This window comes from Paraburkholderia sp. BR10141 (assembly GCF_056155635.1).
This window is the reverse complement of the sequence record NZ_JBMIQH010000028.1, coordinates 56,918-82,870: the sequence shown is the minus strand read 5'-3', so window position 1 is coordinate 82,870 and position 25,953 is coordinate 56,918. Positions and strand designations below refer to the sequence as shown.

23 protein-coding genes are annotated in these 25,953 nt (G+C 66.3%); 7 read left to right on the top strand and 16 right to left on the bottom strand.

The genetic code is table 11. From position 1 onward, the window contains the following. Nucleotides 1–116 precede the first annotated feature (116 nt). The 6 genes from ACOJB8_RS30465 to mltG form a co-directional block, all read right to left on the bottom strand. Nucleotides 117–479 carry a Rap1a/Tai family immunity protein gene (locus ACOJB8_RS30465; RefSeq protein WP_069268070.1) on the bottom strand — a complete coding sequence of 121 codons (363 nt, stop codon included), beginning with the start codon at nucleotides 477–479 and terminating at the stop codon, nucleotides 117–119. An 84-nt stretch (nucleotides 480–563) separates the two neighbouring features. Next, a complete protein-coding gene (locus tag ACOJB8_RS30460) occupies nucleotides 564–1,289 on the bottom strand; it encodes an ankyrin repeat domain-containing protein (protein WP_069268071.1) in 726 nt (241 codons plus the stop codon). Nucleotides 1,290–1,356: 67 nt separating this feature from the next. Beyond that, nucleotides 1,357–2,142 carry a TatD family hydrolase gene (locus tag ACOJB8_RS30455; RefSeq protein WP_342945738.1) on the bottom strand — a complete coding sequence of 262 codons (786 nt, stop codon included), beginning with the start codon at nucleotides 2,140–2,142 and terminating at the stop codon, nucleotides 1,357–1,359. A 51-nt stretch (nucleotides 2,143–2,193) separates the two neighbouring features. Continuing rightward, complete coding sequence (locus tag ACOJB8_RS30450; protein WP_368606475.1) at nucleotides 2,194–3,237, bottom strand: DNA polymerase III subunit delta'; 1,044 nt, start codon at nucleotides 3,235–3,237, stop codon at nucleotides 2,194–2,196. Nucleotides 3,238–3,324: 87 nt separating this feature from the next. Further along, nucleotides 3,325–3,945, bottom strand: coding sequence for a dTMP kinase (gene tmk, locus ACOJB8_RS30445; RefSeq protein WP_069268074.1), 621 nt, complete (start codon nucleotides 3,943–3,945; stop codon nucleotides 3,325–3,327). After that, complete coding sequence (mltG, locus tag ACOJB8_RS30440; RefSeq protein WP_069268075.1) at nucleotides 3,946–4,956, bottom strand: endolytic transglycosylase MltG; 1,011 nt, start codon at nucleotides 4,954–4,956, stop codon at nucleotides 3,946–3,948. Nucleotides 4,957–5,033: 77 nt separating this feature from the next. Here mltG and ygfZ point away from each other — a divergent pair, with 77 nt between their 5' ends. Continuing rightward, the gene (gene ygfZ / locus ACOJB8_RS30435) at nucleotides 5,034–6,053 is read left to right on the top strand and encodes a CAF17-like 4Fe-4S cluster assembly/insertion protein YgfZ (protein WP_342945734.1); all 1,020 of its coding nucleotides are present in this window, start codon (nucleotides 5,034–5,036) and stop codon (nucleotides 6,051–6,053) included. A gap of 91 nt (nucleotides 6,054–6,144) precedes the next feature. Continuing rightward, nucleotides 6,145–6,999 carry an NRDE family protein gene (locus ACOJB8_RS30430; RefSeq protein WP_069268077.1) on the top strand — a complete coding sequence of 285 codons (855 nt, stop codon included), beginning with the start codon at nucleotides 6,145–6,147 and terminating at the stop codon, nucleotides 6,997–6,999. Nucleotides 7,000–7,146: 147 nt separating this feature from the next. On the opposite strand, the gene ACOJB8_RS30425 is transcribed toward ACOJB8_RS30430, so the two are convergent. The 8 genes from ACOJB8_RS30425 to ACOJB8_RS30390 all read right to left on the bottom strand — a co-directional run bounded on the left by ACOJB8_RS30425 (nucleotide 7,147) and on the right by ACOJB8_RS30390 (nucleotide 16,171). Next, nucleotides 7,147–8,028: an SDR family oxidoreductase gene (locus tag ACOJB8_RS30425; RefSeq protein WP_475015927.1), complete on the bottom strand. Its 882-nt coding sequence runs from the start codon at nucleotides 8,026–8,028 to the stop codon at nucleotides 7,147–7,149. Between the two features lie 89 nt (nucleotides 8,029–8,117). After that, nucleotides 8,118–9,116 carry an NADP-dependent oxidoreductase gene (locus ACOJB8_RS30420; RefSeq protein WP_069268079.1) on the bottom strand — a complete coding sequence of 333 codons (999 nt, stop codon included), beginning with the start codon at nucleotides 9,114–9,116 and terminating at the stop codon, nucleotides 8,118–8,120. 110 nt (nucleotides 9,117–9,226) lie between these two features. Further along, complete coding sequence (locus tag ACOJB8_RS30415) at nucleotides 9,227–9,754, bottom strand: PaaI family thioesterase (RefSeq protein WP_083245560.1); 528 nt, start codon at nucleotides 9,752–9,754, stop codon at nucleotides 9,227–9,229. A gap of 8 nt (nucleotides 9,755–9,762) precedes the next feature. After that, nucleotides 9,763–10,065, bottom strand: coding sequence for a Dabb family protein (locus tag ACOJB8_RS30410; protein ID WP_069268127.1), 303 nt, complete (start codon nucleotides 10,063–10,065; stop codon nucleotides 9,763–9,765). A 176-nt stretch (nucleotides 10,066–10,241) separates the two neighbouring features. Beyond that, nucleotides 10,242–11,420 carry an acetyl-CoA C-acyltransferase gene (locus ACOJB8_RS30405; RefSeq protein WP_342945731.1) on the bottom strand — a complete coding sequence of 393 codons (1,179 nt, stop codon included), beginning with the start codon at nucleotides 11,418–11,420 and terminating at the stop codon, nucleotides 10,242–10,244. A 53-nt stretch (nucleotides 11,421–11,473) separates the two neighbouring features. Further along, nucleotides 11,474–12,109, bottom strand: a complete 636-nt coding sequence (gene pncA, locus ACOJB8_RS30400; RefSeq protein ID WP_069268081.1) for a bifunctional nicotinamidase/pyrazinamidase — start codon at nucleotides 12,107–12,109, stop codon at nucleotides 11,474–11,476. A gap of 46 nt (nucleotides 12,110–12,155) precedes the next feature. Continuing rightward, nucleotides 12,156–14,237 carry a 3-hydroxyacyl-CoA dehydrogenase NAD-binding domain-containing protein gene (locus tag ACOJB8_RS30395; RefSeq protein WP_475015925.1) on the bottom strand — a complete coding sequence of 694 codons (2,082 nt, stop codon included), beginning with the start codon at nucleotides 14,235–14,237 and terminating at the stop codon, nucleotides 12,156–12,158. 245 nt (nucleotides 14,238–14,482) lie between these two features. Next, nucleotides 14,483–16,171: a 3-(methylthio)propionyl-CoA ligase gene (locus ACOJB8_RS30390; protein ID WP_368683066.1), complete on the bottom strand. Its 1,689-nt coding sequence runs from the start codon at nucleotides 16,169–16,171 to the stop codon at nucleotides 14,483–14,485. A 143-nt stretch (nucleotides 16,172–16,314) separates the two neighbouring features. Here ACOJB8_RS30390 and ACOJB8_RS30385 point away from each other — a divergent pair, with 143 nt between their 5' ends. The 5 genes from ACOJB8_RS30385 to ACOJB8_RS30365 all read left to right on the top strand — a co-directional run bounded on the left by ACOJB8_RS30385 (nucleotide 16,315) and on the right by ACOJB8_RS30365 (nucleotide 20,163). After that, nucleotides 16,315–17,913: a protein adenylyltransferase SelO gene (locus ACOJB8_RS30385; RefSeq protein ID WP_475015923.1), complete on the top strand. Its 1,599-nt coding sequence runs from the start codon at nucleotides 16,315–16,317 to the stop codon at nucleotides 17,911–17,913. A gap of 50 nt (nucleotides 17,914–17,963) precedes the next feature. After that, a complete protein-coding gene (gene msrB, locus ACOJB8_RS30380) occupies nucleotides 17,964–18,383 on the top strand; it encodes a peptide-methionine (R)-S-oxide reductase MsrB (protein WP_342945727.1) in 420 nt (139 codons plus the stop codon). Between the two features lie 101 nt (nucleotides 18,384–18,484). Next, on the top strand, nucleotides 18,485–19,018 hold the full coding sequence (locus ACOJB8_RS30375) for a septation protein A (RefSeq protein ID WP_069268086.1): 534 nt from the start codon (nucleotides 18,485–18,487) through the stop codon (nucleotides 19,016–19,018). Further along, complete coding sequence (locus tag ACOJB8_RS30370; protein ID WP_342945726.1) at nucleotides 19,015–19,323, top strand: BolA family protein; 309 nt, start codon at nucleotides 19,015–19,017, stop codon at nucleotides 19,321–19,323. Before ACOJB8_RS30375 ends, ACOJB8_RS30370 begins: the two co-directional genes overlap by 4 nt. A 60-nt stretch (nucleotides 19,324–19,383) precedes the next feature. After that, nucleotides 19,384–20,163 (top strand): peptidylprolyl isomerase, encoded by a 780-nt coding sequence (locus tag ACOJB8_RS30365; protein WP_069268088.1) that lies wholly within the window; start codon nucleotides 19,384–19,386, stop codon nucleotides 20,161–20,163. 70 nt (nucleotides 20,164–20,233) lie between these two features. Here ACOJB8_RS30365 and ACOJB8_RS30360 read toward each other — a convergent pair whose 3' ends face one another. Then, the gene (locus ACOJB8_RS30360) at nucleotides 20,234–21,349 is read right to left on the bottom strand and encodes a Fic family protein (RefSeq protein ID WP_342945725.1); all 1,116 of its coding nucleotides are present in this window, start codon (nucleotides 21,347–21,349) and stop codon (nucleotides 20,234–20,236) included. Between the two features lie 222 nt (nucleotides 21,350–21,571). Continuing rightward, entirely contained in the window at nucleotides 21,572–25,648 is a 4,077-nt protein-coding gene (purL, locus tag ACOJB8_RS30355; protein ID WP_475015920.1) for a phosphoribosylformylglycinamidine synthase, read from the bottom strand. Between the last annotated feature and the right edge of the window lie 305 nt (nucleotides 25,649–25,953).

Sequence of the window (25,953 nt, the reverse complement as noted above, 5' to 3'; positions counted from 1 at the left end):
GAACGCTGGCCCCGCTGCGGCCTCGATGATGAACGGCGCGGCGGCGGTCGGTGCCGCGCCGTGTTTGCAGCTATATCTAACTACGGACTACGGGTTACGACTTGAACCCGCCGGCTTCAACTCCCGCTGCCGGTCTTGCAGGGAAACGCCTTGCCCAGCCCGAGCGAAATGGCAGTACTGGCGTTGTAGCCGGCCACGTTCGGGTTGTCGGCGATGTACTTGCGCACCGCATCGGTGAGTTGCGCCGAGCGCGCATCGGGCGGCAGGCAGAAGTATTGACCCACGCGCGGCCCGGTAGTGCCGCCGATGGCGTCGATGGTGTTGAAGATGCCGTCCGCGGCACCTTCGATATAGGCAGCGCATGCACTGCGCGAAGCCACGTCGGTCTTCGTGCAGAGCCGGTTGAGGTCGCTTGCCGTGAATGCGAAAGCGGAGAGCGGCAACGCCATCGCGCCCGCACAGATCAGAACCCGCAGCATGGTTCTCCTTGAGTTGTCATGGGGAGCGGCGCATCGAGCGCCGCCGGGCGGCCGCGTTGGTGCAGTGCGGCCGTCTTAGCCCCATTATTTTGCACTGTTTTGCGGCGCTGCCGGGCTCGCCGTGGAGAGGCCAGCCTGCGTCATGCGCGCCGTGAGGTCCTTGATCGCATCCGGCGCCTTGTACTGGCGCGCGAAATCGAGCGCCGTCATGCCGATCTGGTTCTTCGCGCCAAGCGTCGCGCCGTGCTCGAGCAGCATCTGGAGCGTCGTGAGATGGTCGCCGCGTGCGGCCATCATGAGCGGCGTCGTGCCGTTGGGCGACAGCGCGTTGACGTCGGCCGAATAGCCGATCAGGAGCTTCGCGACGTCGTCGTTGCCGTTCGCGGCGGCGTAGTGCAGCGGCGTCCAGCCCTTCTTGTTGACCTCGGCGCCCTTGGTAATGAGGAGCTTCACGAAGTCCACGTCGCCATTGAGCGCGGCGAGCATCAGCGCGTTTTCGCCTGCGCGGTCTTCAGCGGCGATATTCGTCTTCGGGTTGTCGAGCAGCACGGCCCCGACCTTGTCGGACTTCTCGCGCGCGGCCAGCACGAGGAGCGGCATGCCCTGGTCGTCGGTGGCATTCGGGTCCATGCCTTGAGCGAGCGCCTTTTGCACGCCCTTGTCGTCGTCGAACTTGACGCTCTTGATGAGCGAGTCGATCGGAGCGGCATGCGCCGCGGCGCCGAACAGGGTGGCGGCGACGCCGAGCACGAGCGCGGCGGCAGTACGGCGGACAGGGTTGGCGGCGTGCGGAAGCGGTTTCGAGTTCATGTCAAGCCTTAACGTTATCTGCTATCTCGTTGATATTTAAAATCATTGACAGCACGCGGTTCGCGATTCAGGCCTGCGGCTGGATCTTGAAGAGCCGGAAAAAGTTCTGCGTGGTGACAGCGCCAAGTTCGGCGTCCGGCAATCCGCGTTGCTGCGCAATGAATCTTCCGACATGGCTCACGTACGCAGGTTCATTGGGTTTGCCACGAAATGGCACCGGCGCGAGGTACGGCGAATCGGTTTCGATCAAAAGACGCTCGATCGGCACGCGGCGCGACACTTCCTGCACATCGGTCGCGCTCTTGAACGTCACGATGCCCGAAAGCGAGATGTAAAAATTCTGCGCGAGTGCGCGCTCGGCAATCGCCCACGGCTCCGTGAAGCAATGCATTACGCCACCCGGTTCGCCCGCGCGCTCCTCTTCCATGATGCGCAGGGTGTCGTCCGAAGCGGCTCGCGTATGGACGATGAGCGGCTTGCCCGTGGCGTGCGCCGCGCGAATGTGCGTGCGAAAGCGCTCGCGCTGCCATTCCATGTCGGCGATCGTGCGCTCGCCCAGGCGATAGTAATCGAGCCCCGTTTCACCGATCGCCACCACTTTCGGGTGCGCAGCCAGTTCGACCAGCTCGGCCACGGTCGGCTCGCGCATGTGCTCGTGGTCGGGATGCACACCGACCGACGCGTAGACGTTCTCGTAACGGCTCGCGATGTCGAGCACCGAAGGCAGCGTCTCGAGGTCCACCGACACGCACAGCGCGTGCGTGACGGCGTTCGCGCGCATGTTCTCGAGCACCTGCGGGAGGCGGTCGCCTAGGCCCTCGAAGTTGATGTGGCAATGCGAATCGACAAACATGGATGGTCCTGCGATGGAAGATTCGGGCCTGATCGGGTACGTCAGCGCCCGTCAGGCGAACAGTTCACGATAGCCGAGAAAGAGTTCCTCGAACACGAGGCGCGCATTCAGCGGATGGTTTTCCACGGCGCGCTGGCGCGTGACCGTCTTCAGGTAGCGCGCCAGCGCCGCGGCGTCGAGCTTCGCGGCGCAGCGAGCGAGGCCGCCGGCGGCCTGCGGAAAGTAGCGCGGGCGCCCCGCTGTGCGTTCGGCGAGCAGGTCGTAGACCCAGCGCTGCAGCCAGCCGAGCACGAGCGGCACCGGCAGCTTCTGCAGCGTCTCGCCGCACGCAAAGGCGTCGCAGGCGGGGCCCGCCGCGAGCTGGGCCAGGGTCCAGTCGCGCAGCGTGCGGTTTTCGTCGTGCGCGAGCGCGAGCGCCGCGAGGGGCGCGCCGCCGGCTTCGGCGAGCAGCGCCGGCGCGTCGTCCACGCCCTGCTGCGCGAGCCAGGCCGCAGCGGCTGCGGGCGCGGGCGTGCCCATGGGCCACTGGCGGCAGCGGCTGATGATGGTCGGCAGCAGGCGGTCGATGCGCGCCGAGACCACGAGAAACACCACGCCCGCGGGCGGCTCTTCGAGCGTCTTCAGCAGCGCATTTGCGGCGGCGACGTTGAGCGCCTCGGCCGGATACAGGACGACCACGCGCAGGCCGCCGCGATGCGAGCCCACGCTCGTGAAGTCGAGCAGCGCCCGCACTTGCTCGATGCGGATTTCCTTGCTCGGCGCGCGGCCCTTCTTGCCCTCTTCGCCGTCGGCCTTGTCGGCCTTTTCGGCTTTGGCCTCGTCGTCGCCGGCCTGGCCGATTTCGCCCGCCAATGCCTCGGGCACGACGATGCGGTAATCCGGATGATTGCCTTGGACGAACCAGTTGCAGGCCGCACAGGCGCCGCATGGCTCGCCATTGGCCTGCGGCGCTTCGCAGAGCAGCCCCTTCGCGAGATGCTGCGCGAACTGGAGCTTGCCGATGCCCGCCTGGCCATGCAGCAGGAGCGCGTGCGGCCAGTGGCTGCGCAGTTGCTGCAGGCGTTGCCAGTCGTCGGTTTGCCAAGGATAGATCATCTTCTGAATCAATCGGTTAAGCGGTCTTCTACAGAATTCACAAGAAGATCGCGCAGCCCTATAAGAGTGCCAAATATCGCCTTGAAATCAAAGCGCTGCGATCACTTGCTCGAGTTTTTTGCGAATCGCGTCGATGCCCTGCGACGAATCGACGATCGCAAAACGATACGGCGCCTCTTCCGCGCGGCGCAGGTATTCGGTGCGCGTGCGCTTGAAGAACGCATCGGACTCGCTTTCGAAGCGATCGGGTTCGCGCGCCGCGCCGCGCCGCTCGCTCGCCGTATCGGGCGGCAGGTCGAACAGCACCGTCAGGTCCGGCTGGAAACCGCCCTGCACCCAGCGCTCCAGCGTTTCGAGCTTGTCGCGCGGCAGCCCGCGGCCGCCGCCCTGGTAGGCGAAGGTGGCGTCGCTGAAACGGTCGGACAGGACCCAGTCGCCACGCGCGAGCGCGGGCTCGATCACCTTGGCGAGGTGCTCGCGGCGCGCCGCGAACATCAGGAGCGCCTCGGTTTCGAGGTCCATCGGCTGATGCAGCACGAGTTCCCGGATCGACTCGCCCAGCGGCGTGCCGCCGGGTTCGCGCGTCATGACGACCGTACGGCCCGTCGGCGCGAGTTTCTGGGCGAGTTGATCGCAAAACCAGGCGAGATGCGTGGTCTTGCCCGCGCCGTCGATGCCCTCGAACGTGATGAATCGGCCCCGCGCCATTTAATTTCCCCGGATGTATTTGTCGACGGCCTTGTTGTGGTCGACAAGATTGTCAGAAAAGACGCTGCTGCCGTCGCCGCGCGCCACGAAGTACAGCGCAGCCGTCGATGCCGGATTGAGCGCCGCCTGGATCGCCGCGACGCCGGGCAACGCAATGGGCGTTGGCGGCAACCCAAGGCGCAGGTAGGTATTGTAAAGAGTGTCCGACTGCAGATCGCGCTTGCGCAAATGCCCCGCGTAGTTGTCGCCCAGACCGTAGATCACGGCCGGATCGGTCTGCAGCGGCATGCCCACTTTCAGGCGATTCGAAAACACGGCCGCCACGAGCGCGCGGTCGGCGGCGCGGCCCGTCTCCTTTTCGACGAGGGACGCGAGCGTCAACGCCTCGTAGGGCGACTTGAGCGGCAAGCCGGGTGCGCGCGCGGTCCATGCTTCGTTCAGACGCGTCTGCATCAGGTGATACGCGCGTCGATAGACATCGAGATCGCTCGAGCCCTTGTCGAACAGATAGGTGTCGGGGAAAAACAACCCCTCGCCGCTGCCGTTCGGCGCCGGCGGCGCGCCGATCGCGGCGAGCAGCTCGGCGTCGCTCATGCCGGCCGTGTCGTGGCGCAGTGCGGGGTTCGCGTCGAGTTCGGCGCGCATATGCTTGAAGGTCCAGCCCTCGATGATGGTGGCGACGGACTCGTTCACGTCGCCGAGCGCCATTTTCTGCAGCACCTCATAGGGCGTGATGCCCGCCTTGAATTCGTAGTTGCCCGATTTGAGCTGGCTCTGCAAACCGAGCACGCGCGTCATGAGCACGAAAAGTTGCGTCTGCACGGGCACGCCGCCGCGCCGCAATTGCAGCGTGACGCTGCGCACGGTGCTGTGCGGCTTGATGGTGACGTCGAGCTGTGGGGCGGCCAGTTCGAGCGGCGTGGTGGCCCAGCGCCACACGCCGCCTGCCGCGGCGGCGCCAATCACGACTAGCGCGGCGCCGGCAACAAGGCATTTCTTCAGAAGGGACATGGAAACACGACTCAGGGGGACCTCATATAATAACTGCTTGCCTTCGCTAAAGTCAGGATTGACTGTTCCCCGAATCCATGAACTCACCGCTCGATCCCGCTTCCACGCTTTCCGCTCCTGAATCCACGGCCGACTTCGACGCCGTTCTGAAAGGCGGCGCCTACGCGATCCTGCCGCAGTTCGGCGTGATCGACGCCAATGGCGACGACGCCGCGACCTTCCTGCACAGCCAGCTCACCAACGACGTCCAGCATCTCGACGTGGCCGGCGCGCGCCTCGCGGGCTACTGCTCGCCCAAGGGCCGTCTGCTCGCCTCGTTCCTCACCTGGAAGACCGGCGACACGATCCGTCTCCTGATCTCGAAGGACGTACAGGCGCCGGTGCAAAAACGCCTGTCGATGTTCGTGCTGCGGGCCAAGGCCAAGCTCACCGACGACAGCGACAAGCTGCTCGTAGTGGGGCTCGCTGGCGACGTGCGCGGCGCGCTCGCGAGCGTGTTCGACGCGCTGCCCGACGGCGTGCACGTGAAGGTGGACGACCCCGCAGGCACGCTGATCCGTGTGCCCGACGCGGCCGGCGTGCTGCGTTATCTGTGGGTCGGCCCGAAGCAAGCGGTGCAGGAGCGCCTCGCGAAGCTCGAGGGTTTGGTCGAGCGCGTGTCGCCGGCGGTGTGGGACTGGCTCGACATTCGCGCGGGCGAGCCGCGCATCACGCAGGCCGTGAGCGAGCAGTTCGTGCCACAGATGGTCAACTACGACGTGCTGGGCGGCGTGAACTTCCGCAAGGGCTGCTACCCCGGCCAGGAAATCGTCGCGCGCAGCCAGTATCGCGGCACGATCAAGCGCCGCACCGCGCTCGCCAATGTGGCCGCGAATCTGGACGCCGCGCATGCGGGGGCCGAGCTTTTCCATTCGGACGACCCGAGCCAGCCGTGCGGCATGGTCGTGAACGCCGCCGCCGCGCCCGAGGGCGGCGTCGATCTGCTCGCCGAGATCAAGCTTGCCGCACTCGAAACGGGCAGCGTGCATCTCGGCGCCGCGGACGGCCCCGCGCTGCGCGTGTTGCCGCTGCCGTACGCGTTGCCGGCCGAAATTTGACGCTGCGCACCGCGTCCATTGCACGTGAGGCGCCCGGCGCCTCACGTTGCCTGGGCATGGCCCCAGACCCGACCCTGCAGGGGCCCGCTCCATGTGCCTGATCGTGTTCGACTGGCGTCCGCGCGCGCGCGCCGGCGCGCTTTTCACGCTCGCGGCCAACCGCGACGAGTTCCTGCGCCGCACCGCCGACCCGCTGCACTGGTGGAACGCCTCGGACGACGTCACGTCCCCGGGCAGTTCGGCAACGGGCGTGCTGGCGGGCCGCGATCTCGTCGGCGGCGGCACGTGGCTGGGCATGACGCGCCGCGGCCGCTTCGCCGCGCTCACGAACTATCGCGCGCCGAACGACATGCGCCCCGACGCGCCCACGCGCGGCACGCTCGTCTCGCGCTGGCTCACCGGCGCGCAAGGTCTGCCCGATACGCCGCTCGGCTATCTCGACGAGATCGCGCGCTCGGGCGATCTCTATAACGGCTTCAATCTGATCGTCGGCGACTGGACGCGGCGCGAGCTGGCGTGGTACTGCAATCGCGCGGACCGCGCGCCGGCCTTGCTGCCCGAAGGCACGCACGGCATTTCCAATGCCGTGCTCGACACGCCGTGGCCCAAGCTCGTACGCAAGCGCGCAGAACTCGCACAGCTCGCGACGGGCGACGCGCAAGTCCCACTCGCGCGGCTCGTAGACATGATGCGCGACCCGCAGGTCGCGCCCGACCGCGAGTTGCCCGCCACGGGCATTTCGCTCGAACGCGAACGTGCGCTTTCCGCGGCATTCATCGAAACGCCCGACTACGGCACACGCGGCACCACGGCGCTGCGCGTCACGCTGCGCGGCACCCTGCTGGATGTGGAAGCGCTAGAGCGCAGCGACGACGACGGCGCGCATCGCGTCGTCCGCCCGGGCGCCTTCGAGCGCCACGAAACCTATACCGTCGAAAGAGGCTGAGCGCGTTTCAGTCGCCCGTGCCGTACGCGACGCGCGGCGCGTGCGCGGCCTGCTGCTGTGCGCGCCGCGCCTCGTCGATGAACGCGCCCACCTTGATGAACTCGTGGATCGTGCCGTCGTAACGCACGAGCGTGACCTCCGCCGCGTTTATTGCGGCGCTTTCTTGACTTCAGGTTTGAGCGAGAGCGGATCGGTCGGGTTGCGCAATGTTTCGATGTCCTCATGACGCAGCTTCACCGAAGGAAGAATCTGCGGATGCGTGAGGATATAAAAGCGCCCGTCCCGCACGGCGTCGAAGGTCGCCTTCGCGACGTCGTCGGGCGTGAGCTTGCCGGAGCGCACCGCGCGCTGCAACTGCAGATCGGCGGCTTGCTGCGAGCGCGTGGGTGGTTCTTCGTTGCGAAGATCGTCAGGCCGGGCGCGCTCGGCGTTCGCGATGCCGGTCGACACGAAGGCCGGACACAGCAACGAGCAACTCACCTTGTCGGTCACGTTCTTCAGGTCGTGATAAAGCGTCTCGGTGAGCGAGACCACGGCATGCTTCGACGCGTTGTACACGCCCATGGCGGGCGGCGAAAGCAACCCCGCCACCGACGCCGTGTTGACGATATGCGCGCGCTCGCCCTGCGCGAGCATGGCTGGCGTGAAGCTGCGCACGCCATTGGCCACGCCCATTACGTTCACACCGAACACCCAGTCCCAGTCCTTCGCGGTGCTTTCCCACACGAAGCCGCCGGTGCCGACGCCCGCGTTGTTGAAGAGCAGATGGACCTTGCCATACGCGTCGAGCGCGGCCTTAGCGAGTGCGTCGACCTGCGCGGCATCGCGCACGTCGGTGCGCACGCCGATGGCCTGCGCGCCGCCTTCGCGCAAGGCATTGACGGTTTCGTCGAGCAGCGTCTGATCGACATCGGCGAGCACGAGCTTCATGCCGAGCGCTGCGGCCTGTTGCGCGAACGCGCGGCCAAAGCCGCTTGCCGCGCCCGTGATGACAGCCACGCGGCCGTCGAACTCAAACGGTTCGGACATTGCGAATCCTGCGGTGAAGGTTGCGGTGAACACTGCGCACGGAAAAGCGAAGCGCCCCTTCCCGGGCGCTTGCGCTCACACTCAGATAGTTAGATCAACTTGACGAGCTGCTTGCCGAAGTTGTGGCCTTTGAGCATGCCGAGGAACGCGCCGGGCGCGTTCTCGAGCCCCTCGGCCACGGTCTCACGATACGCGAGCTGCTGCTTCGCGACCAGCGTACCCAGTTCAGCGAGCGCCTGCGGCCACACTTCCATGTGCTCGCTCACGATGAAGCCCTGCGCAAGCAGGCGCTGCGTGAGCAGCAGTTGCGGATACTTGAGCGGCATCGGCTCGCCGTCGTAGCCGGCGATCATCCCGCACAGCGCGATGCGGCCGAACGCGTTCATGCGCGCGAGCGTAGCGTCGAGCACCGCGCCGCCGACGTTCTCGAAGTAGCCGTCCACGCCGTCCGGCGTCGCGGCCTTGAGATCCTGATAGAGATTGCCGGCCTTGTAGTCGACGCATGCGTCGAAGCCGAGCGTCTCCACGACATAGCGGCATTTGTCCGCGCCGCCCGCGATACCCACTGCGCGGCAGCCCGCGCGCTTCGCAAGCTGGCCGACCACGCTGCCCACCGCGCCGCTCGCCGCGCTCACGACGACGGTTTGCCCCGCCTTCGGCTCGATGATGCGATTCAGGCCGTACCACGCGGTGACGCCCGGCATGCCGACCGGCCCGAGGTACGCGGAAAGCGGCACATGCGTCGTATCGACGACATGCAGGTCACTGCCGTTCGAGGTGCCGAACTCTTGCCAGCCGAACATGCCCACGACCTTGTCGCCGACCTTGAACTTCGGGTTGCGCGATTCGACCACCTCGCCCACCGTGCCGCCGATCATCACCGAGTCGAGCGGCTGCGGCGCTGCGTACGACTTACTGTCGTTCATGCGCCCGCGCATGTACGGATCGAGCGAGAGATAGTGGTTGCGCACGCGCAGCTGGCCCTCTTCGAGCGGTGCGAGCGGCGTTTTGACGAGGCGGAAGTTATCGACGCTCGCGGCGCCTTCCGGGCGCGAAGCGAGCAGGATCTGGCGATTGGTCTGGGTCATGGCATCCGTGTTGCTTCGTTGGGCGCGGCGAGGCGTTGCACGCCTGCCGCGCGAGAGAACAGCACCCGGGTGCGCACGAGCAAAGCCCTCGCACGCGCCCGATTGCGCGTTTAACCGTCGCTCGGCCCCGGCCGCGCGCTGGGGTCGCTGCGCAGACGCTGACGCGTCACGTCACGGCCCACCGCAAGCCGGCGCATGTACTTGAAGGTGCCGAGCGCCTTGGCGACGAAATGGCCTTCGCTGTCGCGAATCTCGCCTTCGCAATAGGCCATGGTAGTGGAACGGTGCAGCACGCGGCCGGTGGCGCGCAATTCGCCGCGCCCCGGCTGCATGAAGTTCACTTTCATTTCGACGGTGACGACGCCCACGCCGTCGGCGGCGACGCTGCGCGCGGCCATGGCGAGCGCGATGTCGGCGAGCGTCATCGTGACGCCGCCGTGCGCGACGTCCCATGTATTCAGATGCCGCTCGGCGAGCGGCAGCACGACTTCGCTCGCGCCGTCACGCGCGCTCACGAGTTGCGCGCCGAGGTGCTCGACGAAGGGACTCTCGATGATCGTGAGCGATGGTTGCGGTTCTTGAGCGTCTTCGCTTTTTGGCGCGCCGCCGCCCTGCGATTGATCTGCGGTACCGGTCATGATGCGCGTTAGACCACGTAATCCACGCACTGACGCGACTCGACCACGAGCTTCGCGAACTGCTTCACGACGAGATGCTCGGGGTGGTCCTGATAGCCGTCGAGCGCGGCCTGGTCGGCGAAGTCGGAGACGAGCACGAGGTCGAATGTGGAAGCGAGGCCCGGCTCGGCCACACCGACTTCGAGGTGCAGCGTGCCCGGCACGAGATCGCGGCAGCCTTCGAGCAGCGCCTTGAACTTCACGACGTTCTCGGCGCGCGTCGCGCCTTCGGCCGACTCCTTGAGCTTCCACATCACGATATGACGAATCACGAACTCACCTCTTTCAGTCTGCATGGGAACAGGCGCCGCACCGTGCGCGCGCCGATAGCCGTCATGATACCCGCAGCGGCACGGGTGCGAGAGCGGCTCGGCACGCGGAAAGCCGCGGGAAAGCGGTGGTGTGGCCGAGGCGGCGGCAGACTCTCGCGAGTCCGCCGCACCGTGCATCACACGACCTCGAAGAGGCCGGCAGCGCCCTGCCCGCCGCCGATGCACATCGTCACCACGACGAACTTCGCGCCGCGGCGCTTGCCTTCGATGAGCGCGTGGCCCGTGAGGCGCGCGCCCGATACGCCATACGGGTGACCGACGGCAATTGCGCCGCCGTTCACGTTCAGGCGGTCGGCGGGAATGCCGAGCTTGTCGCGGCAGTACAGCACCTGCACTGCGAACGCTTCGTTCAGTTCCCACAGGCCGATGTCCTCGACCTTCAGTCCCGTCTGCTTGAGCAGCTTGGGCACGGCGAACACGGGACCGATGCCCATCTCGTCCGGTTCGCAGCCCGCCACGGCGAAGCCGCGGAAAATGCCGAGCGGCTGCAGGCCTTCGCGTTCCGCGACTTTAGCGTTCATCACGACGCAGGCGCTCGCACCGTCCGAGAACTGGCTCGCGTTGCCGGCCGTAATGACGCCGCCCGGCATCGCCGTGCGGATCTTCGCAACGCCCTCGAGCGTGGTGTCGGCGCGAATGCCTTCGTCGGCGGCGATCGTCACTTCCTTCGTGACGAGCTGCCCCGTGGCCTTGTCGGCGACACCGGCGAGGACCGTCATCGGCACGATTTCGTCGTTGAAGAGACCGGCTGCCTGCGCGGCCGCCGCGCGCAGCTGCGACTGCACGCCGTACTCGTCCTGGCGATCCTTCGAGATTTCATAGCGCTTCGCGACGTTCTCGGCCGTTTGCAGCATGCTCCAGTAGATTTCGGGCTTGTGCTGGTTGAGCCAGCCTTCGGCCACCATGTGGCGGTTCATCTCGTTCTGCACGCACGAGATCGATTCCACACCGCCCGCGACGAACACGTCGCCTTCGCCCGCGATCACGCGTTGCGCGGCAAGCGCGATCGTCTGGAGTCCCGATGAACAGAAGCGGTTCACCGTCATGCCCGGCACGCTCACGGGCAGGCCCGCACGCAGCGCGATCTGGCGCGCGATATTCGCGCCCGTGGCGCCCTCGGGGTTCGCGCAGCCCATGATCACGTCTTCCACGCGCGCGGGGTCGATCTTCGCGCGCTCGACGGCGGCTTGCGTCACGTGCCCGCCGAGCGTGGCGCCGTGCGTCATGTTGAAGGCGCCCTTCCAGGATTTGGCGAGGCCCGTGCGGGCGGTCGATACGATTACGGCGTCAGTCATGCGATGTCTCCCACTACGAATATTGAATCCAGAGGATGTCTTTGATTGGACGTTCAGGCGGACAGTGCCAGCACCTCGGCCGACTGCGCGCGCTTCACACCGGCCGCGAGCAACTGCTGCCACGCGGCGGCAAGCGAGCCGTTCAGGTCGATGGCGCGCGAGGCGTCTTCGATCAGCACGGTTTCGAAGCCGGCAGCGCGCGCGTCGAGCGCGGACCACGCCACGCAGTAGTCGGTCGCGAGGCCGCAGCAGTACACGCGCTTCACGCCTACGTCGCGCAGATAACCCGCGAGGCCCGTCGGCGTCTTGCGGTCGGCTTCGAGAAACGCGGAGTAGCTGTCCACGTCGGCGTGATGGCCCTTGCGGATCACCGCGCGCGCGTGCGGCACGTCCAGGTCGCGATGCAGCGCCGCGCCTTCGGTGCCCTGCACGCAATGCACGGGCCACAGCACTTGCTCGCCGTAGGGCAGCGCCGTCGTCTCGAACGGCGCGCGCCCCGCGTGGTTGGCCGCAAATGAAACGTGCTGCGCCGGGTGCCAGTCCTGCGTGAGCACCACGTGGCTGAAGCCCTGCGCGAGCCGGTTCGCGACCGGCACGACTTCATCGCCACGCGCGACAGCAAGCGCGCCGCCGGGCATGAAGTCGTATTGCAGGTCGATCAGCAGGAGCACGTCGTCTGCGCTTCTCATGATGTTCGTCCGCCTGTTCGTCCGCTTTTGCGTCCGCAAGTAATGCTTAGTTGAACGTACCGCCACTGGCAGCCAGTTCGACGATCGAAGGCGCGACTTCCCACGCCTCGCCATTGCGCTGCTGCGCATAGCGGCGAATCGCGCGCTCGACGTTGTAGAGGCCGACCGTGTCGGCGTACAGCATCGGGCCGCCGCGCCACAGCGGGAAGCCGTAGCCCGTGAGATAGACCATGTCGATGTCCGACGCCTTCGAAGCGATGCCCTCTTCGAGAATCTTCGCGCCTTCGTTGACGAGCGAGAACACGAGACGCTCGACGATTTCCTCGTCGCTGATCTTGCGGCGCTCAACACCGGCTTCCTTCGAGTACGCGACGATCATCTCGTCGACGAGTTTCGAAGGCAGCGCGTTGCGCTCGCCCGCCTTGTAGTCGTACCAGCCCGCGGCGGTCTTCTGCCCGAAGCGGCCGGTCTCGCACAGACGATCGGCGATCTTCGAGTACTTCATGTCCGGGTGTTCCTGATAGCGGCGCTTGCGAATGGCCCAGCCGATATCGTTGCCGGCCAGATCGCTCATGCGGAACGGGCCCATCGCGAAGCCGAACTTTTCGACTGCCCGGTCCACTTGCGCGGGCAGTGCGCCTTCTTCGAGCATGTAGAGCGCCTGACGCACGTACTGCTCGATCATGCGGTTGCCGATGAAGCCGTCGCACACGCCCGACACCACGGCCGTCTTGCGGATCTTCTTCGCGACCTGCATGACGGTGGCGAGCACGTCTTTGGCCGTTTCCTTGCCGCGCACGACTTCGAGCAGCTTCATCACGTTGGCAGGACTAAAGAAGTGCAGACCCACCACGTCCTGCGGACGCTTCGTGAACGCCGCGATCTTGTCGACGTCGAGCGTCGAAGTGTTCGAGGCGAGGATCGCGCCAGCCTTGGCGACTTCGTCGAGGCGCTTGAACACCTGCTCCTTCACGCCGAGTTCTTCGAATACTGCCTCGATGATGAGATCGGCTTGCTTGAGGTCGTCGTAGGAGAGCGTCGGGCTGATGAGCGCCATGCGCGCCTCCAGCTTCTCCTGCGTGAGCTTGCCCTTCTTGACCTGCGCTTCGTAGTTCTTGCGGATCGTGGCGAGGCCGCGATCGAGCGCTTCCTGCTTCGTTTCCAGCAGCGTGACCGGCACGCCCGCGTTGAGGAAGTTCATCGTGATGCCGCCGCCCATCGTGCCCGCGCCGATCACGGCCACCTTCTCGATATCGCGCGTGGGCGTGCTCGACGGCACATCGGGAATCTTGCTCGCGGCACGCTCGCCGAAGAACGCGTGGCGCAGCGCGCGGCTTTCCGGCGTCTGCACGAGTTCGAGGAAGCATTCGCGCTCAAAGGCGAGGCCCTTTTCGAAGCCCTGCTTCACACCCGCAGCAATGGCGTCGACGCACTTCACCGGCGCGGGATAGTTCTTCGCCATCGCACCCACGGTGTTGCGCGAGAACTGCAGGAAGCCCTCGGCGTTCGCGTGTTCGATCTTGCGATTGCGCACGAGCGGATGCGGGCCCGGCTTGTCGGCCGCCTTGCGCGCGAATGCGATTGCCTCTTCGAGCAGATCGCCTTGCGCCATGGCGTCGAAGAGCCCCGAATTCGCGAGCTTTTCGCTCATCACAGGCGCGCCCGTGACGATCATGTTGAGCGCGGCTTCCAGGCCGATCGCACGCGGCAGACGCTGCGTGCCGCCCGCGCCCGGCAGAATGCCGAGCTTCACCTCGGGCAGCGCGATCTGCGCGCCGGGAGCAGCGATACGGTAGTGCGCGCCGAGCGCGAGTTCGAGACCGCCGCCCATGGCCACGCTATGGATCGCGGCCACGACCGGCTTCGCGCTCTTTTCGACTTCCTTGATGACCGTGTGGAGCGTGGGCTCCTGCATCGCCTTGGGCGTGTTGAATTCGGTGATGTCCGCGCCGCCCGAGAACGCCTTGCCGGCGCCCGTGATCACGATGGCCGCAACGGCCGGATCGCTAGCGGCGCGCGCGAGGCCCTCGACAATGCCTGCGCGGGTCGAATGCCCGAGGCCGTTGACGGGCGGATTATTGAGCGTGATGACGGCGACGCCGTCGCGAGTCGTGTAGTCCACTGCCATTTGCCTGCCTCCATGCTTGCGGGCCGCGATGTGCGTCGTCGGTTTCATTGTCCGACATTCCCGGTCAGCAGGCAGAATACCCAAAAAAAGAACGTTCGTTCAATTTTTTGCTGCGCTGCGGACGCCAGGGTTTGTACTGAACCCACGAATCTGGCGGGTTGACCGGAAAAAGTCGGAAGAAAAAAACGCAGCCAGATGGCTGCGCCGGAGAACCTTGCGCGGCTGCGCGGGCGGCTCGGGGTAGCTTATCCGCGCTTCGCGGCGTCTTGCGCCGGGTCGAGCGGACAGCCCTCCACGGCCAACGCAGTCGGTAGCACATAGGCGCGGAACTGCTCGCGCAGCTTGAGCTTTTGCAGCTTGCCCGTTGCCGTATGGGGCAATTCGTCGACGAACACGGCGTCGTCGGGCAGCCACCATTTCGCGACCTTGCCTTCGAAGTGCGCGAGCAACTCTTCACGCGTCACCGCGGCGCCGGGCTTCTTCACCGCGACGATGAGCGGCCGCTCGGTCCAGCGCGGATGCGCGCAGGCAATGCACGCGGCCTCCGCGATGGCCGGATGCGCCACGGCGATGTTTTCCAGGTCGATCGAGCTGATCCACTCGCCGCCCGACTTGATCACGTCCTTGCTGCGATCGGTGATGTGCAGGAAGCCGTCGGGGTCGATCGTGGCGACGTCGCCCGTGGGGAACCAGCCGTCCACGAGCGGCGAGCCGCTTTCCTGGCGGAAATAACGGTCGATCACCCACGGCCCGCGCACGTGCAGGTCGCCGAACGTCACGCCATCCCACGGCAATTCCCGCCCGTCTTCGCCCACGATCTTCATGTCCACGCCGAAAATCACGCGCCCCTGCTTTTCGAGCAGCGCCTGCTGCGCTTCGCGCGGACGCTCCGACTGCTCCCAGTTGAGCCTCGAGAGCGTGCCGAGAGGCGACATCTCCGTCATGCCCCACGCGTGGATGGTCTGCACGCCGTAGTCGTCCTCGAAGGCGCGCTGGATCGCCGGCGGGCAGGCCGAGCCGCCGACCACCGTGCGCTGCAGCTTGGTAAAACGCACGCCCGCTGCGCGCACATACGCCAGCAAGCCGAGCCAGACGGTGGGCACGCCGGCCGAGGCGGTGACGCCTTCCGCTTCCATGAGTTCATAGAGCGACTTGCCGTCGAGATCCTTGCCGGGCATCACGAGCTTCGCACCCGTGAGCGGCGCCGCATGCGGAATGCCCCATGCGTTCACATGGAACATCGGCACGACCGGCAGGATCGCATCGCGCGCGCAAAGCCCCATGGCGTCGGGCAGCGACGCGCCATAGGCATGCAGCACCGACGAGCGATGCGTGTACAGCGCGCCTTTCGGGTTGCCCGTGGTGCCGGACGTGTAGCAAAGGTTCGAGGCGCTGCGCTCGTCGAGTTCGGGCCACGCGAAGTGGCCGTCCTGCGCGGCGAGCAGCGTTTCGTAGCAGAGCACTTCCGTGCGCATTGCCGGCCGGTGCGACTCGTCGCACAACGCGATCCAGCCGCGCACGCTCGGGCATTGCGGCGCGAGCGTGTCGACGAGCGCGGCAAACGTGATGTCGAACAGCACGTAGCGGTCTTCGGCGTGATTGACGATCCACGCGATCTGCTCGGGAAAGAGCCGCGGATTGATGGTGTGGCACACGGCGCCGAATCCGGTCACACCGAAATAGGCTTCGAGGTGCCGGTAGCCGTTCCAGGCCAGCGTGCCGACGCGCTCGCCCGGCGCCACGCCCAGCGCAATGAGCGCCTGGGCAAGCTGCTTCGAGCGCACCTCGCATTCGCGGTACGTGTAGCGGTGAATATCGCCCTCGATGCGGCGCGAGACGATCTGCGCGTTGCCATGGTGGCGCGCCGCATGCGCAATCAACGACGGGAGCGTGAGCGGCACATCCATCATCTGTCCCAGCAGCGGCGCAGTCATCGGTGGCGGTCTCCTCGCGTTTGATCGGCTTTGTCTGGCGTTGTCTTTGGCGCATCGGGCTGGCTCGCCGGCAAGCTTCGAACCTGCCCCAGCACGCCGGCGGGTGCGGACTTACAATATCGACTATTCAACAGGCCCTCAATATGTCGTTTTCACCAGGCACTCCCGACTCCCAAGGCGGCTCGTCCGCTACGCACACGCCCGCCACCGGTCCGCTCGCCGACTTCGAACGCGCACTGATCGTGCCGCGCGACGACGCCTTCGCCGCGCTCGGCGCACGCTTTTACACGCGACTGCCCGGCGCGCCGCTGCCTGCGCCTTACGTTGTCGGCTTCTCGCAGGCCATGGCCGCGCAACTCGGGCTCGATGCATCCGCCGTTGCCGACCCCGCGTTCGCCGGGTTCTTTAGCGGAAATTTCACGCGCGAGCGCTCGCCTTCGGCCATGTCGTACGCAACGGTCTACTCCGGCCACCAGTTCGGCGTATGGGCGGGCCAGCTCGGCGACGGCCGCGCGCTCACGCTCGGCGAGGTCGAGCACGAGGGCAGGCGCAACGAGATCCAGCTCAAAGGCGCGGGCCGCACGCCCTACTCGCGCATGGGCGACGGCCGCGCGGTGCTGCGCTCGTCGATCCGCGAATTCCTGTGCTCGGAGGCCATGCATCATCTCGGCATTCCGACCACGCGCGCCCTCACGGTGACCGGCTCCGACCAGCCCGTGCGCCGCGAAGAAATGGAGACGGCTGCGGTCGTCACGCGCGTGTCGCCGAGCTTCGTGCGCTTCGGCCACTTCGAGCACTTCTATTCGCACGACGACGTGGACGCGCTGCGCGCGCTCGCCGACCACGTGATTGCGCGCTACTATCCGCAACTGCGCGAAGCCGACGACCCGTACCTCGCCCTGCTCGACGAGGCGGTGCGCACCACGGCAGCGCTGATGGTCGAGTGGCAGGCCGTGGGCTTCTGCCATGGCGTGATGAATACCGACAACATGTCGATCCTCGGCCTCACGATCGATTACGGTCCGTTCGGCTTCATGGACGGCTTCGACGCCAACCACATCTGCAATCATTCGGATTCGCAGGGCCGCTACGCGTATCGCATGCAGCCGCAGATCGCGTACTGGAATCTCTTTTGCCTCGCGCAAGCGCTCGTGCCGCTGTTCGGCGCGCACTACGACATCGCCGACGAAAAGAAGCGCGGCGAGCGCGTGGTAGCCGACGCGCAAGGCGTGCTCGAACGCTTCAAGGGGCACTTCGCGCCCGCGCTCGAAGCGCGCATGCGCGCGAAGCTCGGCCTCGAACACGAGCGCGAAGGCGACGACGCGCTCGCGAACAAGCTGTTCGAAATCATGCATGCCAACCGTGCCGATTTCACGCTCACCTATCGCCATCTCGCGCGCGTCTCGAAGCATGACGCGAGTGGCGACACGCCGGTGCGCGATCTCTTTCTCGATCGCGCCGCCTTCGACGCGTGGGCTGCCGACTACCGCGCGCGCCTCGCGCACGAAACACGCGACGACGCTGCGCGCGTCGAGGCGATGAACCGCACCAATCCGAAATACGTGCTGCGCAATCACCTCGCGCAAACGGCGATCGAGCGCGCTGCGCAGAAGGACTTCAGCGAAGTCGAGCGGCTCGCCAGGGTGCTCGAGCGGCCATTCGACGAGCAGCCCGAGAACGCGTCGTACGCAGGGCTGCCGCCCGACTGGGCGAGTTCGCTCGAAGTCAGTTGCTCTTCGTGAGCGCGCCCCCATCTACGTGATCCTTGTTTCCCACCCGACAGGAACCCGACATGAGCCAGGACGACCACAACTCACCCTCCTACCCCGGCTACCGGTCCGACGAGCAATGGCGCGAGCAGCTCGACGAAGGCCAGTATCAGGTCACGCGCCATGCGGCCACGGAGCGAGCCTTCACGGGCAAATACTGGGATCATTTCGATCGCGGCGTGTATGACTGTGTGTGTTGCGGCACGCCGCTCTTCGAGTCCGACACGAAATTCGACGCGGGTTGCGGCTGGCCGAGCTACTTCCGCCCGATCAACGGCGAGGTGATCGAAGAGAAAACCGACCGCACGCACGGCATGCTTCGCATCGAGGTGCGCTGCAAGAACTGCGGCGCGCACCTCGGCCACGTGTTCGAGGATGGTCCGGCCCCGACGGGCCTTCGGTATTGCATCAATTCGGCTGCGCTACAATTCGAGCCCAAGTGACGTTGCCAAGGCAGCCTCGCGCCCCGCGCGGGGCCCAATGCGGCCTTGACAACGTCGTGCCCTCTTTTGCCGGGCTCAATTCGTCAACTCTCAGGCCGATAATGAAATTCCTGTTTGATCTGTTCCCGATCATCCTCTTTTTCGTCGCCTTCAAGCTGTGGGGCATCTTCACGGCTACGGCCGTGGCGATTGGAGCTACGCTCGTGCAGATCGCTTGGGTCGCGTTCCGTCACCGCAAGGTCGACCCGATGCTGTGGCTTTCGCTGGGCATCGTCGTCGTGTTCGGCGGCGCCACGCTAATGCTGCACGACGAAACCTTCATCAAGTGGAAACCGACCGTGCTCTACTGGGCGTTCTCGGTCGTGCTGCTCGTCTCGCAGATGGCCTTCGGCAAGAACCTCATCGAAGCGATGATGGGCAAGCAGATCACCCTGCCGCCGCGCATCTGGACGCAACTGAACTTCGTCTGGTCGATCTTCTTCGCGCTGCTCGGCATTCTCAATCTCTTCGTGGCATTCCACTTCTCCACCGACGCGTGGGTCGACTTCAAGCTGTTCGGCGCGACCGGCATTCTCGTGGTGTTCATCGTCGGCCAGAGCCTGTGGCTTTCGCGTTACATGAAGGAAGAAGAATGAGCGACGTCTTTCTCAACGCCAGCCCCGCCGAGCGCATGGCGCTCATCGAAACGCGCCTGACCGCGGCGCTCACCCCGGTTTCGATCGACGTGCGCGACGACAGCGCGCAGCATGCCGGACACGCGGGCGCCGCTGCCGGCGGTCACTATCATGTCACGATCGTTGCGGGCGCATTCGCGGGGAAAGCCCGCGTGGCAAGGCATCGCATGGTGTATGATGCGCTGGCCGAGGCCATGCAGCGCGGCATCCACGCTCTCGCGATCACGGCGCTCACGCCCGAAGAAGCCGCGGCGCTGCCCCGCTAGCCCACGTTAGATTTCGACTTTTTTGTTCGCCATTTTGGTTCGCCCCGTTAGGACTTTCCGATGACCTTGAAGAAGACCCATCTCTGGGTGTTGCTGGCTGCCTGCGCGGCGGCTCCCGCCTTTGCGCAGAACATCGCCGTCGTGAACGGCACGCCGATTCCCAAAGCGCGCGCCGATGCGCTGGTCCAGCAGCTTGTCCAACAAGGCCAGCAGGATTCGCCGCAACTGCAAATGGCGGTGCGCGAGGAGCTCGTGAACCGCGAAATCCTCATGCAGGAAGCCATTCGCGAGGGCATTCCGAACAACCCGGACGTGAAGGCGCAAATCGCCGTGGCCCAGCAGACCGTCGTGCTGCGCGCGCTGATTCAGAACTTCGTGAAGAACAACCAGCCGACCGACGCCGAAGTCAAGGCGCGCTACGACCAGTTGACCAAGGATGCGGGCGGCAGCGAATACCATCTGCACCACATCCTCGTGGACAACGAGCAGCAGGCCAAGGACCTGATCGCGAAGATCAAGGCCGGCGCCAGCTTCGAAGACCTCGCGAAGCAGTACTCGAAGGACCCGGGCTCGGCCAAGAACGGCGGCGACCTCGACTGGTCCGATCCGAAAGCCTATGTGCCGGAATTCGCGGCTGCGGCCACGCATCTGCAGAAAGGCCAGATGACCGATACGCCGGTGCACACGCAGTTCGGCTGGCACATCATCCGCGTGGACGACATCCGCCCGGTCACGCCGCCGCCGCTCGAGCAGGTGCGCCCGCAGATCGTCCAGCAGATCCAGCAGGAAAAGCTGCAGGCGTTCGAAGAGAATCTGCGCAAGCAGGCGAAGATTCAGTAAGGCTGCACGCGGCTCCAAGTACTGCAAAAAACCCCGCGACCTTCGAAGGCGCGGGGTTTTTGTTTGCGGACTACGCGTTGAGCTCGTAGCTCGTGCTGCGCCCGCCACCCTCCGTCTTGCGCAACACGCCACGCGCCACCAGGTCGTTGATGTCACGCAAGGCCGTATCGGACGAGCATTTGGCAATAGCCGCCCACTTGCCGCTCGTGAGCTTGCCGTCGAAGCCGTCGAGCAAGCGGTTCAGGAGCTTGACCTGGCGCTCGTTGAAGGGCGTCGTGGCCCACTCGCGCCAGAAGCGCGCCTTGGCGAGCACCGCGTCCAGCGTAATTTGCGCCTGATCGACCGCGCGATGCAGCGCGTCGAAGAACCAGGCGAGCCAGAGCGTGACATCCATCGAGCCGCGCTGCGTGCGCTCCAGAATGTCGTAATACCCTTTGCGCTCCCGCTGGATCTGCGCGGAGAGGCTGTAAAAGCGCTGCGCACTGCCGTCTGCGCGCGCGAGCAGCAGGTCGCCGATGGCTCTTGCCACGCGGCCATTGCCGTCGTCGAACGGGTGCAGCGTGACGAACCACAAGTGGCCGAGGGCCGCCTTGATCAACGGCGGCTCTCGCGGCGGGCCGTTGAGCCAGTCGAGAAAGCGCTGCGTTTGGGCTTCCAGCCGGTTCGCGGGCGGCGCCTCGAAATGCACGCGTTGACGGCCGATCGGCCCCGAGATCACCTGCATGGGCCCGCTCGCATCGTCGCGCCATGCCCCGACGTTGATGCGCGACAGGCCCGCGTAGCCCGTGGGAAATAGCGCGGCGTGCCAGCCGAACAGGCGCTCGCGCGTAACCGGCGCGCGGCTGTTGGTGGTCGCGTCGAGCACCATCTCCACCACGCCTTCCACGTGGCGGTCCACCGGCGCGAGCGCCCCGATGTCCACGCCCATGCGACGCGCGATGGACGAACGCACGGAGGCGACGTCGAGCTGCTCGCCCTCGATCTCGCTGGTCTTGAGCACGTCCTCCGTCAGGGCCGCGAGGCTCGCCTGATCGCGCAGCGCGAGTCCCACATCGGCCAGTCTGCCCACCAGCAGGCCCTGGGCGCGGCTGACCTCGGCCATGGGCTCGGCGAGCGCCGCCAGATCGAAGCGCCATTGAGGCCAGTCGCCCGCTTCCCAGATGTAGGTGTATTCGCCGCTATTCATGCGGCGATTATGAGACGTATTCGCCGCACGCGCAAGCCAATCACCGCAAAATATGCGGCGATTAATGTCGATTTTCGCCGCAAGGTCCCACCGGCCGGCGCTCAAAAAGCACAAACCCCGGTCCGCACTCGCAATCGAGGCAGGACCGGGGTTTTCCGCCGGGGCGAGTTGCCCTGCTCCGGCGTCAACCGTCCGCGAAGTTCGCGTGGTTCGCGAGGCGCATTAGCCCACCCACTTGCGCGCGTTCTGGAACGCACGCATCCACGGGCTCGCCTCGCCCCAGGCTTCGGGGTGCCAGCTCATCGTCACCGTGCGCTGCACGCGCTCGGTGTGCGGCATGAGCACCGTGAAGCGGCCGTCGGGCGTCGTGACCGACGTGATGCCTTGCGGCGAGCCGTTCGGATTGAATGGGTAGGCCTCGGTTGCCTGGGCGCGATGGTCGACGTAGCGCATCGCCACCGCGACCTTCGCGATGTCGCCCTGCTGCGAGAAGTCCGCGAAACCTTCGCCGTGCGCGACCGCCACGGGAATTCGCGAGCCTTCCATGCCGTTGAAGAAGATCGACGGCGAGCCCTGCACTTCCACCAGCGAGAAGCGCGCTTCGAACTGCTCCGATTTGTTGCGCGTGAACTTCGGCCAGGCTTCGGCGCCCGGGATCATCGAGGCGAGGCTCGACATCATCTGGCAGCCGTTGCAGATGCCGAGCGCGAACGTGTCCTGACGCGCGAAGAAGGCCGCGAACATGTCCGCGAGCTTCGCGTTGAAGCGGATCGTCTTGGCCCAACCTTCGCCCGCGCCCAGCACGTCGCCGTACGAGAAGCCGCCGCAGGCCACCGCACCCGCGAAGTCAGCGAGCGTGGCGCGGCCTTCGAGCAGGTCGCTCATGTGGACGTCGTGCGCGTCGAAGCCGGCGCGGTCGAACGCGTATGCGGTTTCGAGGTGCGAGTTCACGCCCTGCTCGCGCAGGATGGCGACACGCGGACGCGCACCCTTGCCGATGAACGGCGCAGCGATGTCCTCGGCCGGATCGAACGTGAGATGCGGCTGCATGCCCGGATCGGCGGCGTCGAGGAGCGCGTCGTATTCGGAATCGGCGCACGCGGGATTGTCGCGCAGACGCGCAATACGCCAGCTCACTTCGCTCCACACGCGTTGCAGCTCCGCACGCGGCGCTTCGTAGATGCGCTTCGCGTCACGGTAGATTTCGATCGAGTCGCGATTGTTCAGCGTGCCGATCACGTGCGAGCACACCGAGAGGCCATGCTGACGCAGCACGCCCATCACGACGTCTCGCTGCTGTGCCGGCACCTGGATCACGGCGCCCAGTTCTTCGGAGAAGAGCGCGCGCAGCGTGCGGTCTTCGCGGCGGCCGCTCGTTTGCTTCGCCCAGTCCTTGGCGTCGCCGTAGTCGGACTCGTGCTCGCTGTCGAGCGCGAGCATGTCCACGTTCAGCGACACGCCCGTGTGACCCGCGAAAGCCATTTCGCACACCGTCGCCCACAGGCCGCCGTCCGAGCGGTCGTGGTACGCGAGCAGTTGCTCGTTCGCGTTCAGTTGCTGGATGGCCGTGAAGAACTGCTTGAGGTCTTCGGCGCTGTCGACGTCGGGCACCGCGTCGCCGACCTGCTGCGTGACCTGCGCGAAGATGCTGCCGCCCATGCGGTTCTTGCCGCGGCCCAGATCGATCGCGATCAGCACCGACTCGCCCGCCTCGTCGACGCGGCGCAGTTGCGGCGTGAGGTGGCGGCGCACGTCGTCGACCGGCGCGAACGCCGAGATGATCAGCGAAACCGGCGCGACCACTTCCTTCGCCACGCCTGCTTCGTTCCACTTCGTGCGCATGGAGAGCGAATCCTTGCCCACCGGAATGCCGATGCCCAGCGCCGGGCACAGCTCCATGCCGATCGCCTTCACGGTGTCGTAGAGCGCCGCGTCCTCGCCCGGTGCGCCGCACGCGGCCATCCAGTTCGCGGAGAGCTTGAGCTTGTCGAGCGACAAAATGGGCGCGCTGGCGATGTTGGTGATCGCCTCGCCCACGGCCATGCGGCCCGATGCAGGCGCATCGATCACGGCGAGCGGCGTGCGCTCGGCCATCGTCATCGCTTCGCCCTTGTAGCCCGCATAGTCGAGCGCGGTGATCGCGCAGTCGGCCACCGGCACCTGCCACGGGCCGACCATCTGGTCGCGCACCGTCGTGCCGCCCACCGAGCGGTCGCCGATGGTGATGAGGAACGACTTGCTGCCCACGGTCGGGTGGCGCAGCACGCTCTTCGCGACTTCGTCGAGCGAGACGCCCGTGACTTCGACCGGCGCGAGCGGCACGCTCGCGTGCTCGACGTTGCGGTGCATACGCGGCGGCTTGCCGAGCAGGATGTCCATCGGCATGTCGACGGGCTGGTGGCCGCCGTTGGCCGCGAGCGCCTGCTCGTCGGTGTCGATGAGCTTCAGGTCGCGCGCGTCGGTCGCGACGCCCACGACGGCGAACGGGCAGCGCTCACGCTCGCAGATCGCCTGGAATTCGGCCAGATCGGCGGGTGCGATCGCGAGAACGTAGCGTTCCTGCGACTCGTTCGACCAGATTTCGCGCGGCGAAAGGCCCGACTCTTCGAGCTGCACCTTGCGCAGCTCGAAGCGCGCGCCCTTGTCGGCGCCGTCGACGAGTTCCGGGAAGGCGTTGGAAAGGCCGCCCGCGCCCACGTCGTGAATGCTCAGGATCGGGTTGCGCTCGCCCAGCTGCCAGCACGAATTGATGACTTCCTGCGCGCGACGCTCGATTTCCGGGTTGCCGCGCTGAACCGAGTCGAAGTCGAGTTCGGCGGTATTGGTGCCGGTGGCCATCGAGCTGGCCGCGCCGCCGCCCATGCCGATGCGCATGCCCGGGCCGCCGATCTGGATCAGCAGCGTGCCGGCCGGCAGGTCGTGCTTGTGCGTGTGCTGCGCGCTGATGTTGCCGAGGCCGCCCGCGATCATGATCGGCTTGTGATAGCCGCGCACGGTGCCCGCCACGTTCTGCTCGTAGGTACGGAAATAGCCGCCGAGGTTCGGCCGGCCGAATTCGTTGTTGAACGCGGCGCCGCCGAGCGGGCCGTCGATCATGATCTGCAGCGGCGAAGCGATGCGGTCCGGGCGGCCATAGGCGCCCTGCGTGTCGGCGGGGTTGCGCAGCGCGAGCGGCACGGCCGCGTCACGCGCGTCTTCCCATGCTTCGCGTGCGTCGGGCAGATCGAGGTTCGAAACCGTGAAGCCCGTGAGACCGGCCTTCGGACGCGCGCCGCGGCCCGTCGCGCCTTCGTCGCGGATTTCGCCGCCCGAGCCCGTCGCCGCGCCCGCGAACGGCGAGATCGCCGTGGGGTGGTTGTGCGTCTCCACCTTCATCAGCGTGTGCGTGAGTTCGGTGTGGCGGCCGTACTGTTCGCCGGGCGTGCCGTCGGCGTGGTTCTTGCGCGGGAACCAGCGCTCCGCGACCGCGCCTTCCATGATCGACGAGTTATCCGAGTAGGCAACGATCGTGCCCTGCGGGCTGATCTTCTCGGTGTTGCGGATCATCGCGAAAAGCGACATATCCTGATCCTGGCCGTCGATCGTCCAGCTCGCGTTGAAGATCTTGTGGCGGCAGTGCTCGCTGTTGGCCTGCGCGAACATCATCAGCTCGACGTCGGTCGGGTTGCGCTCGAGCTTCTTGAAGTTGTCGACGAGATAGTCGATTTCATCGTCGGCGAGCGCGAGGCCCAGTTCGCCGTTGGCCGTTTCCAGCGCCGCACGGCCGTGGCCGAGCACGTCGACCGTCTGCATCGGGCGGGCCGGCAGTTCGTCGAACAGATGCAGTGCCGCGTCGCGCGAAGGCGCCACGCTTTCCGTCATGCGGTCGTGCAGCGCCGCGGCGACGGCGGCGTGCGCCTCTTCCGGGAGCGTCTTCTTGCCGCCGAGCAGGCCCGCCTTGAGCACCACGGTGTATTCGACGCCGCGCTCGATGCGGCGCACCTGCTCGAGGCCGCAATGGTGCGCGATGTCCGTGGCCTTGCTCGCCCACGGCGACACCGTGCCGAAGCGCGGCACGACGAGGAACGTGAGCGCGCTGCCGCGCTCCTGCGGCGCCGCGAACGGCGCGCCGTAGTGCATCAGCGCGTCGATCTTCGCGCTGTCGTCGGCAGAGAGCGGCTCGGCCGAATTGACGAAGTGCAGATACTGGCCGTGCACGCCGACGATGTTGGCGTCGATACGCTGAAGCGTCTCTAGCAGGCGGGTCTGACGGAAGTCGGAAAGGGCCGAAGCGCCGGGGAAACACGAGAAGTGGGCCATGGACTGGGGCGTTGCGTCGAGGTTGCGTCAGAGTTGCGTCGCGGCTTCGCCTCGCGCGAAACACGTCGCAAGGTGGCGATGCGTCGCGCGGGGGATGGCGACGGTCAGGCGAAGGGAGACCGCGATTATAACCCGGAAGGCCTGTCCTGACCGCCCCGGTGGCCGTGCGACACGCGTGTGGCAAGCCGGCCTCGCGCATGGCGACGCGGACGCTTTCGCTGCTATGATTGCGCGTTTCGTCTGATCGGCGCACCCGGGCATGGCTTCGGCGCGCCGCACGCCCCACCTTCGGCAGGACGCCCTCA